Source organism: Pseudomonas sp. GM79 (assembly GCF_000282495.1).
GTDB lineage: Bacteria > Pseudomonadota > Gammaproteobacteria > Pseudomonadales > Pseudomonadaceae > Aquipseudomonas.
The window spans coordinates 1-623 of record NZ_AKJE01000073.1 but is presented as its reverse complement, the minus strand read 5'-3'; the positions used below and the strand labels follow the sequence as shown (position 1 = coordinate 623).

The 623-nt window shown below is 61.3% G+C and carries 1 protein-coding gene; it reads right to left on the bottom strand.

The features are described 5' to 3' along the window. On the bottom strand, positions 1–623 hold a 623-nt coding region (locus tag PMI36_RS11020; RefSeq protein ID WP_008073144.1), incomplete at both ends, for an immunoglobulin-like domain-containing protein.

Below are 623 nucleotides of genomic sequence, written 5' to 3'. Positions count from 1 at the left end.
GGCGTTGGTCAGGGTCGCGGTGTAAACGATCGAACCGCCTTCGGCGACCGAGTCAGCCGCCGAAAGGCTGAGGGTAGTGGTGTCCTGGGTATCAGTCACCGATGTGTCCGCCGACTTGCCGTCGACTTCCAGCTTCTCGTAGTTGCCGCCTTTGGCATCGTCGATCTTGACGCTCAGCGAGCCGCCGCCAGCCAGGGCATCGTTTGGCGCAACGAAGTTGACAGAACCGCTGCTCGAGCCAACCGGAATGGTGATGGTCTGACCGTTGGACAGGGTGACAACCATTGGCGAGCCGGTGACTGGTGCGCTGACGGATGCGGTGTAAACCACGGTGCCGCCTTCGGCGACGCTCGAAGTGGCAGTCAGCGAAACGATGCTGGCATCGATGGTGTCATTGACGGTGGTCACCGCCGGGGTATCACTGGCGACCAGGTTCTCGAAGTTGCCACCAGTCGCGTCTTTGATCGTCGCTTCGACGGTGCCGGTGTCTTTGTAGACATCGTCCTTCGGTGCATCGACAGTCACAGAGCCGGTGGTTTTGCCCGCTTCGATAGTGATCACGGCGCCGTTCGACAGGGTCACGGTGACTGGTGTGCCGGCGGCATTGGTCAGGGTTGCCGTGT